Genomic DNA, 9,462 nt, shown 5'->3' on the forward strand with positions numbered 1-9,462 from the left:
TTTGATTATTGTAACCACTTTAATCATGGCACATAGATGCCGTATAGGGAGGAGACCATTACATCAGGTTAGTTAAATACTTAAAAAGCACGGTTTTCTAATTTAGAAGCCGTGCTTTTTTGTGTTTTATAAACGCTTAATCTAAATTAAATAGTAACCACTATGCGACCGTTAATTTCACCTTTGAGCATATCATCAAAAATCTCGTTAATGTCCTCTAAGCGTTTTTCTTCAATAATCGCTTTTACTTTACCTTGCGCTGCAAATTCCAAGCATTCTTGCAAATCTTTACGTGTACCAACAATAGAGCCCACTACTGACACGCCATTAAGCACAGTATCAAAAATAGGAAGCGGCATATCCTCTGGAGGTAATCCCACTAATACACATTTACCGCCACGGCGTACACTTTTATAAGCTTGTTCAAACCCAGCTTTAGATACCGCAGTACACACAACGCCATGCGCGCCACCTACTTGTTCAAAAATAGCTTCGCTAGGAACAACTTCTTTAAAGTCGAGTGTTATATCTGCGCCAAGCTCTTTAGCAAGCGCGAGTTTTTCTTTACCTGTATCAACAGCTATTACATTAAAACCCATTGCTTTAGCGTACTGTACTGCTAAATGACCAAGCCCGCCTACACCAACAATAGCAACCCACTGCCCAGGTTTAGCACCAGATACTTTTAATGCTTTATAGGTTGTAACACCTGCACAAAATAATGGAGCAGCTTCAGAAAAGCCTAATCCCTCAGGTATTTTTACAACGTAATCACCGTGAGCCAAACAATATTCTGCATAGCTACCATCAATAGAATAACCCGTATTATGCTGCGATAAACACAGTGTTTCTTTGCCATCTAGGCAAAACTCACAGTGCCCACATGCACTATAGAGCCAAGGAATACCCACTCTATCGCCAACTTCTAAGTGCTTAATGTTGCTTCCAACTTTATCAATAACACCAACTCCTTCATGCCCTGGAACTAATGGCATTTTTGGCTTTACCGGCCAATCACCATGACAGGCATGTAAATCGGTGTGGCAAACGCCACAAGCGGCTATTTTTACTAAAACGTCGTTTATTCCAACCTCAGGAATTGGCAGATCTGTTATTTGTAATTTACCTTTGTATTCATTATTAATTGCAGCTTTCATAGTCATTCCATCGTATGTGAAAAAAATTAAAAATAAGGATTTATTTACGTATTGTTGTGTACAACATATCCCAATATAGATGTATAAATATTAATCTAAATCATACTTTAGTCGTTAAAATCAATTTATAAAATGGCTAAGAACTTGCTATCCAAAATGAGCGTGCTAGCATTTACTTTCTGAAATTACTGAAAGTTACTAAGCTATGAGTTTATCCGAAAAGAATTTTGCCTTTGTAATGCATTGTGGTGAGATGGGCAGCCGCTGGGGATTCAATCGTACGATTGGGCAAATGTGTGGTTTGCTGATTATTACTAAAAATCCAATGACAGCCAATGAGATTGCAGATGCGCTTAGTATTTCTCGCGGTAATGTAAGCATGGGTATTAAAGAGTTGCAATCGTGGCAATTAATTAAAGTGCAGCATATTCCTGGCGATCGAAAAGAGTACTACGCCCCTGCTGGCGATATTTGGGATATGGCAAATCGCGTATTTGAAGAACGTAAAAAGCGCGAAATTGAGCCCACCTTAACATTACTACGCGATAACTTATTAGATGAAGCCAGTAACGACGATGAGCTTTATGCACAAAAACAAATGGGGGAAATTCACAACCTACTTGAAACTGTCACTAAATGGTCATCAGAGCTGCAACGTTTAACGCCAGAGCAACTTAATAAGCTGATGAAGCTAGGTTCTGGAATTGGTAAAGTTATTGACTTAAAAGATAAGATATTCAAAAAAGAATAAAGCCGCAATTGCGGCTTTATTTATATGTATATTTTAATAATTAGATTTTTGGATAACCAATTCTATCCGACAAGTAACCTACGCTAGTAGCAAAGTAATACGAACGATTCCAATGCATAAATACTTTGTAGTTGTCGTACGCTAAATACATACGGCCATTTATATCATCAGGCATAACCAGCGCAGCACGTACGTCCACATTAGGTAAATCAGAGCCATCAGCTTTACGTACACCCAGTGCTTGCCAATCAGCTAATGAGCGCTCTGAGTCGTTCCAATATTCTAACCACTGCTTGCGCGTTTTTGTACCACGCACCAAAACGTATTTACTATCAAAGTTTTCAGGTAACTGTACTTGGCGACCCCACGTAAGAGAGTCGTTCCAGCCTTCTTGCTTTAAATAGTTAGCAATTGAAGCAAAAGCATCTTCCTTTGTGGTCCAAATATCTTTACGGCCATCATTATTGTAATCAACCGCGTAAGCATTAAATGAAGTTGGCATAAATTGCGTTTGCCCCATTGCGCCTGCCCATGAGCCTTTAAATTTATCAAGCGTGATATGGCCCGATTTTAAAATGTCGAGTGCAGCCCAAAGTTGGCGTTTATAAAGCGCTTCTCGGCGTCCATCAAAAGCAAGTGTAACAAGTGACGAAATAACATTATGGCCACCTTGAATAGCGCCAAAGTTACTTTCAAGTCCCCACAATGCCACTATAAAGCGTGCTTGTACGCCAAACTCTTTCGCTACTTTTTCAAGTACATCTTTGTTTTCTGCATAAAGCTTGCGTGCGCGGTCTATTTTCCACTGTGGTACGCGTTTTGGTAAATACGTTTCAAGGGTTTCTTTTACTTCTGGCTGGTTTTTATCAGCCGAAACCACTTTTTCTTTATATGTTGCTGTTGCAAAAGCATCATCAATAAGTTTTGCTTCATAGCCTTTTGAGATGGCTTCTTGCTTTAAATTTGCTAAATAATCTTGAAATTCGGCCTGTGTTTTTGCCATCACAGATGAGCTTAAACATACACCACATAATATAACGATAAGTTTTTTAATCACTATCAACTCCATTTTCTTTTCGTAACTGACTTAGCAAATTTTGTTCCGGTGGAGGAAGTTGTAAATAATAACCCTGATCACTTAGTGCACCTTTTACAGCTTCTAAATCAGACCCACCTAAATGCTCACGTTTTGCTAAGTTGATGATCATCACATAAAGAGGTTGACCAAACATAGCCATTAAAGGTTCCGGAACTTTGTCAAAATCATCTCTTTTTTCAACAAATAAGAACGTATCCGCTTTTTTCTTACTTTTATATACTGCAGTGAGCATTATGACCCTATAAATTCTTGCTTAACAATGCCGCACACTATAACATGAGAGTAATAATAAGTTAGAAAAATTAGATTAGAAATTTCAATAAAGGCCCTATTCAGCCTACGTTTATCTAAAATTAATTTCTAATCAGACAATTCAATTGAGCGTGTATGTCGGACCAAATTTTTGAGTTAAAAGGGAATCTTTTTACGTTATCAGTTTTGCATCTTTATAGTACTGATATAAACCTTTTAGCAGAACAACTATATATAAAAATAGCCCAGGCCCCTAAGTTTTTTGAGGGTGCTCCTATTGTTGTTAATTTAATTGAAATTAAAAACAGTTCACTTGATTTTGTACACTTAAAGTCATTAATCGAGCGTATGAGCTTTAACGCTGTTGGTGTATGCAATGGCTCAGATGAGCAACATACACAAGCTAAAGCTGCTGGCTTGTCTGTTTTGAATTATTCACAAGACGTTAAGAGCGAACCTGTTAAACAAGAGGCTAATACGTCGATTGTAGAAAAAACAGTGCATTTACCAGCGCAAATTATTAGCGGTACAGTTCGTTCTGGACAACAAGTGTATGCAAAAGATAGAGATTTGATAGTACTTGGCGCGGTTAGTCATGGTGCTGAAGTTATTGCCGATGGAAATGTGCATATTTATGGCACGCTACGCGGTCGCGCTATTGCAGGCGCAAAAGGTTTTAAAGAAGCACACATTTTTTGCCAAAAACTTGAGGCCGAGCTGGTTTCAATAGATGGTAACTACTGGATCAGTGATTCACTACAAGGTGAACATTGGGGAAATGCAGTGCAAATACAACAAAAAGACGAATCATTAGAAATTTCAGCTTTGGTTAAAGGATAAATCTCATGGCAAAAGTAATTGTCGTTACCTCAGGTAAAGGCGGTGTTGGTAAAACAACATCAAGTGCTGCAATTGGCACAGGCTTAGCGTTAAAAGGCTATAAAACAGTTATTATCGACTTTGATATTGGTTTACGTAACTTAGATTTAATTATGGGTTGTGAACGCCGTGTTGTTTATGACTTTGTAAACGTAATTAATGGTGAGGCAAACCTTAACCAAGCGCTTATTAAAGATAAACGTGTAGATAAATTATTTTTACTACCCGCTTCACAAACTCGTGATAAAGACGCATTAACTCGTGAAGGTGTTGAACGCGTATTAAACGAATTAAAAGAAGACTTTGATTACATTGTGTGTGATTCACCAGCAGGCATTGAAGCTGGCGCTATGATGGCAATGTACTTTGCTGACGAAGCAATCGTGACAACAAATCCAGAAGTGTCGTCAGTTCGAGATTCAGATCGTATTTTAGGTATTTTACACAGCAAATCAAAACGTGCTGAAGAAGGCCTAGAAAACATTAAAGAACACTTACTATTAACACGCTATAATCCTAGTCGTGTTGAAAAAGGTGAAATGCTATCGGTAGAAGATGTGCAAGATATTCTGTCAATCCCACTATTAGGTGTTATTCCTGAATCGCAAGCGGTATTAAGTGCTTCAAACTCAGGCCAACCTGTTATATTGGATACAGAATCTGATGCAGGCCAAGCTTATTCTGATGCAATTAACCGCTTACTAGGTGAAACCGTCGATTTTCGCTTCTTAGACGTTGAGAAAAAAGGCTTATTTAAACGGATTTTTGGAGGTTAACGTGTCTTTACTTGACTACTTCCGCTCAGAAAAGAAAAACAGTGCGTCACTAGCAAAAGAGCGATTGCAGATCATTGTCGCGCACGAGCGTTCTCAACGAGGAACGCCGGATTACTTACCACAATTAAAACAAGACATTTTAGATGTGATCCGTAAATACGTGAACGTAAGTACCGATGCAGTTCAGGTTCAGTTTGATCAGAACGAAGACGATTTAGCCGTACTTGAGCTAAACGTTACACTACCTGATGAAGAAAAGAAGTAATTGAAGAAAGGGCGCTTTATAAGCGCCCTCTTTATTTTCGCAATAACTTTCTAAATACCTACGTTTTAATCCCCTTCGTGCAACTAAAACTTTTAACTATGTAACACAAAAACTATAGATAAGTATTACACAGTTAAAGAAAATATTTAGTCTTAAGTATCCCATTCTTTTAAAGCGTCTTTAACGTAGGTATATCGCCAAGAGCTCAATAAATCAGGCTTTATATGACTCTGTTTTTGCTCATTAGTTAGCTTCCAATTCCAACTAATCAGTTGATTGACTTGCTTTTTAGAGGCCATAACATCTTCTGGTATATTGTGCTCTTTAGCTACTTTAGTGATCTTTTGTTTTATATCTTTTGCTACTTTTTTATAAGTAGGAAAATCAATTAAGCGCTTAAGTACATCAGGGTGCTGAGCATCTGGAACTTCTTTAGCAACTTCAATACACTTTATTATATCGACACCAGAGCGATTAACTTCAATAGCTTCAACTCCTGGAATTTGACGTAGAGCGTTTAAACTTGAAGGACCACGTTTGGCAATTTCAGTCATGTTATGTTCTTTTAACACAAAATTAAGTGCCAAATTTTTCTTGATAGCTTTATTTCTTCGCCATACAGCAAGCTCTTTTAACACAGCTAGTTCGTGCGGTTTAAGTTGCCATGCATTTTTAATATCTTTATATAAAAGCTCGTCAGGTGTTTGAAATGCACGTTTTTTGGCAATCAATTCACTTTCGTTTATTACAATGTCAAAGAAGCCAGCGGCATTAATGCGATCGATAATCAGCTCAAAACACGGTAATAAGTAAAAAGTATCAGCAGCCGCGTAGTCTAATTGTTTTTTAGTTAACGGGCGTTGCAGCCAGTTAGTGCGTGACTCGCTTTTATCTATTTCAATACCTTGCAGCTCTTTTACCATAAGAGCAAAACCCATACAGTTACCTTCACCGAGTAGCTGCAACGCAAATTGTGTATCAAATAATGGGGCTGGGACAAAGCCTGCGTACTTTTGAAAAACTTCAATATCTTCTGAAGGAGAATGCAGTACTTTTAAAACTGCAGGATCTTTAAGTATTTCCCAAAAATCAAATAGTGAAAGTTCCGCTAATGGGTCAATAAGCGCTAAATGCTCACCATCAAAAACTTGGATAAGTGCAACTTCTGGATACAAAGTACGACGACGCATAAACTCAGTATCAATAGCTAAAATAGGTTTATTTTTTATTTGTTCAACAAAAGTGTTCAGTTGATTTTGGGTTTCGATCAATTGGTATTGCACTTAATCTCCTACAATAAAAAAGCCGACATATGTCGGCTTTTTTATAGGTTGCTAATCTTTCAAGGCTCTTCGGAGTATCTTACCTACGTTAGTCTTAGGTAACTCATCCCTAAACTCTACCAGCTTGGGGACCTTGTAATTAGTTAAATTATCACGACAGTGACTTATTATATCTTTTTCAGTTAAAGAAGGGTCTTTTTTCACAACAAAAACTTTAACTTGTTCACCACTTACATCGTGAGGAATACCGATAGCAGCTACTTCAAGCACACCTTCGTGCATAGCCACTACTTCTTCAATCTCATTAGGGAAAACATTAAAGCCAGATACGATGATCATGTCTTTTTTACGATCTACAATAAAGAAGAAACCTTCGTCATCATAAGTCGCAATATCACCTGTAGCAAACCAGCCGTCTTTTAAACATTCAGCGGTTGCATCTGGTCGTTTGTAATAACCAACCATGACTTGCGGGCCTTTAACACAAAGCTCGCCAGGTTCACCTTTAGCGGCTTCTTCGCCGTTATCTAAAACCAATTTAATATCAGTGTTAGGCGCTGGTAAACCAATAGAGCCATTATATGCTTTCAAATCAAAAGGACTAATAGTAACTAAAGGAGAACATTCTGTAAGGCCATAACCTTCCATTAATTTTGAGCCAGTCACTTTTTGCCATTTTTCAGCAACAGGACGTTGAACGGCCATACCGCCACCTAAAGACATTTTTAAATGACTAAAATCAAGTTCAGCAAAACCTGGTGTGTTTAATAAACCATTAAATAATGTATTAACACCGGTAATAGCTGTGAAATTATGTTGACCCAGCTCTTTAACAAACCCAGGCATATCTCGTGGGTTTGTAATTAATATATTTAAACCACCGTACTTCATAAATGTTAGGCAGTTAGCTGTTAAGGCAAATATATGATAAAGCGGTAAAGCAGTCACAACCACTTCTTCACCACGGTTTAACACTTTGTCTAAACAACCTGAAACTTGTTCAAGGTTACCAACCATGTTGCCATGGCTCAGCATTGCCCCTTTAGATACACCTGTTGTGCCGCCGGTGTACTGTAAAAATGCAAGATCAGACAAGCTCATTTCAGGGCGCGTATATTTAGCTTCATCTGCAGCTAAAACGTCTGAAAATTTAATTGTGTTAGGCAAGTTGAACTTTGGCACCATTTTTTTAATGTGCTTCACAACAAAGTTAACGACATGCTTTTTAAGCCCGCCAACCATATCGCCTACTTGCGTAACCACGATATGTTTAACATCAGTATGAGCAAGTGACTTTTCAAGTGTGTCAGCAAAGTTTGCTAGGATGAAAATAGCCGTAGTGTCAGAGTCTTTTAGCTGATGCTCTAATTCACGTACTGTGTAAAGTGGGTTAACATTTACAACCACACAACCTGCACGCAAAACACCTAAAATTGTGACTGGTGTTTGTAGTAAATTAGGCATCATTACGGCAACTTTGTCGCCTTTTTTAAGACCCAAATCATTTTGAATATAGGAAGCAACTTTTTTTGTTGCTGTGTCTATTTCATCGTAAGACATCGTTTTACCCATATTCGTAAATGCAGGTAAATTGGTGTAGTCACTAAAACTTTTTTCGAACACTTCGAGTAACGAGTTGTAATGCTCAGGATCGATTGTTTCAGGCATACCCTCTGGGTAGCGCTTAAGCCAGATTTTTTCCACTCTTAGCCCCTGTTTATAATTATATTTTTATTAACCTTAATCTAAGTAAGGCGCTTTAACAATTGAGCAAATACTCTAATGCAGGAATAATCCCACATTTAACACAAACTTACAATTAACATGCACCATTTTGCAGCATAAAGTCTTGAATATGCTCAAAACATAGTTCACTGCTTTGCATGTGGCAATGATGCCCACCATCTACATTAATGACCTTCAAGCTATTGTAATAACTAATATACTTTGCCAAATTTTGTTTTACAAACGAATAACCTTCGTTACCTAAAATTAATTGACATGGTGCAATTAAATCTTTTATTGCACCAATACATTGCGCCTCATCAAACCTAAAACCTGAGTGATTTTTGAGCTTTGGATCTGTTGTTAGCGCAAAACCATCTAGAACCTGTTTTATATTTCGCTGCATTAATAGCGTAATAAGCTCGCTATTTAAATCGGTTGTTTGAGCGCGTGCTTCATAAATAAGTTCTTTCGATTTATAAATTCTCGACTTTTTATTTTTTAAACGCGCTCTATTTAGTACTGCACTTTTTAACTGTTCACACACACCTTCACTCGGGGTTGTAACACAACCAATTCCCTCAATAAAGGTAACAGACTTTACATAATCGCTAAAGCAGCTAGCAAAAAGACCTGCAACCATAGCCCCCATTGAATGACCTACTAAATGTATTTTTTTAACACCAAGCGCATTTATAAGTTGGTACACATCATCAATATAATCAATAAAATAATAGTGTGCGTCATCACTTCGCCAAGACGATAAACCGTGCCCAACAAAGTCAATGCAGTACCAAGTGTGCTCTGGGTTAACGTTGTTTAACATTGGCATAAAGCTATGGCAGTTGTCTAACCACCCATGCAACGCTATTACTATTTCATTCCCTGAACCTACTTTTAAGCCATGAATATTTAAATTATTGGTTTCAATATTAAATGGCTGCACGGTAAGTCCTTTATTAATTTAGAGCATCATTATTTATAGCATACAAGTTGTCAGACCACTAACTTAGAAAATGGTGCCAAATTCACGATTTAATTATCTTCCTGGTATCAAATATAGCACTGAGTAGAAAACCAAACTCAATATTTTCAATAACTTAAAAATGGAGTAATAAGCAAAGTTTTTTTAACATATTAATTTTGAGTACCTTTTAAACAAATAAAAGGTGAGAGCACCATATATAGATAGCTTATAACTAGGGCGTGTTGATCTTTGCGGTATAAAAAACAAACAGCATGAGGATAAGGTATAATTGAATTCGCTAAAAAACG

The 9,462-nt window shown here is 37.5% G+C and carries 10 protein-coding genes; 4 read left to right on the top strand and 6 right to left on the bottom strand.

The window, feature by feature from the left end; translation table 11 throughout:
• Nucleotides 1-146: 146 nt before the first annotated feature.
• On the bottom strand, nucleotides 147-1,157 hold the full coding sequence (gene adhP / locus AAEY68_RS20265; protein ID WP_007583268.1) for an alcohol dehydrogenase AdhP: 1,011 nt from the start codon (nucleotides 1,155-1,157) through the stop codon (nucleotides 147-149).
• Between the two features lie 205 nt (nucleotides 1,158-1,362).
• Between adhP and AAEY68_RS20270 the strand changes: the two genes are divergently transcribed.
• On the top strand, nucleotides 1,363-1,908 hold the full coding sequence (locus AAEY68_RS20270; RefSeq protein WP_010552940.1) for a GbsR/MarR family transcriptional regulator: 546 nt from the start codon (nucleotides 1,363-1,365) through the stop codon (nucleotides 1,906-1,908).
• Between the two features lie 40 nt (nucleotides 1,909-1,948).
• Here the strand turns inward: AAEY68_RS20270 and AAEY68_RS20275 are convergent, their stop codons facing one another.
• Both AAEY68_RS20275 and AAEY68_RS20280 read right to left on the bottom strand, forming a co-directional pair.
• Nucleotides 1,949-2,965, bottom strand: coding sequence for a lytic murein transglycosylase (locus tag AAEY68_RS20275; RefSeq protein ID WP_007583269.1), 1,017 nt, complete (start codon nucleotides 2,963-2,965; stop codon nucleotides 1,949-1,951).
• A complete protein-coding gene (locus AAEY68_RS20280; RefSeq protein ID WP_007583270.1) occupies nucleotides 2,958-3,239 on the bottom strand; it encodes a YcgL domain-containing protein in 282 nt (93 codons plus the stop codon). Before AAEY68_RS20280 ends, AAEY68_RS20275 begins: the two co-directional genes overlap by 8 nt.
• A gap of 155 nt (nucleotides 3,240-3,394) precedes the next feature.
• On the opposite strand from AAEY68_RS20280, the gene minC reads away from it, so the two are divergent.
• Genes minC through minE form a run of 3 tightly spaced genes read left to right on the top strand, consistent with a single transcriptional unit; the run spans nucleotide 3,395 to nucleotide 5,179 of the window.
• Entirely contained in the window at nucleotides 3,395-4,099 is a 705-nt protein-coding gene (gene minC / locus AAEY68_RS20285; RefSeq protein WP_007583271.1) for a septum site-determining protein MinC, read from the top strand.
• A 5-nt stretch (nucleotides 4,100-4,104) separates the two neighbouring features.
• On the top strand, nucleotides 4,105-4,914 hold the full coding sequence (gene minD / locus AAEY68_RS20290) for a septum site-determining protein MinD (RefSeq protein ID WP_007583272.1): 810 nt from the start codon (nucleotides 4,105-4,107) through the stop codon (nucleotides 4,912-4,914).
• Nucleotide 4,915: 1 nt separating this feature from the next.
• Complete coding sequence (gene minE / locus AAEY68_RS20295; RefSeq protein WP_004334706.1) at nucleotides 4,916-5,179, top strand: cell division topological specificity factor MinE; 264 nt, start codon at nucleotides 4,916-4,918, stop codon at nucleotides 5,177-5,179.
• Between the two features lie 152 nt (nucleotides 5,180-5,331).
• On the opposite strand, the gene rnd is transcribed toward minE, so the two are convergent.
• From rnd to AAEY68_RS20310, 3 genes are all read right to left on the bottom strand, one after another.
• Complete coding sequence (gene rnd / locus AAEY68_RS20300; RefSeq protein ID WP_010552941.1) at nucleotides 5,332-6,462, bottom strand: ribonuclease D; 1,131 nt, start codon at nucleotides 6,460-6,462, stop codon at nucleotides 5,332-5,334.
• A 51-nt stretch (nucleotides 6,463-6,513) separates the two neighbouring features.
• Nucleotides 6,514-8,166 (bottom strand): long-chain-fatty-acid--CoA ligase FadD, encoded by a 1,653-nt coding sequence (fadD, locus tag AAEY68_RS20305; RefSeq protein WP_024594338.1) that lies wholly within the window; start codon nucleotides 8,164-8,166, stop codon nucleotides 6,514-6,516.
• A 115-nt stretch (nucleotides 8,167-8,281) separates the two neighbouring features.
• Nucleotides 8,282-9,133 carry an alpha/beta hydrolase gene (locus AAEY68_RS20310; RefSeq protein WP_350586758.1) on the bottom strand — a complete coding sequence of 284 codons (852 nt, stop codon included), beginning with the start codon at nucleotides 9,131-9,133 and terminating at the stop codon, nucleotides 8,282-8,284.
• Nucleotides 9,134-9,462: the final 329 nt, after the last annotated feature.

Source organism: Pseudoalteromonas sp. RB2-MNA-CIBAN-0110, assembly GCF_040309305.1.
In the GTDB taxonomy this organism is placed as follows: Bacteria; Pseudomonadota; Gammaproteobacteria; order Enterobacterales; family Alteromonadaceae; genus Pseudoalteromonas; species Pseudoalteromonas arctica.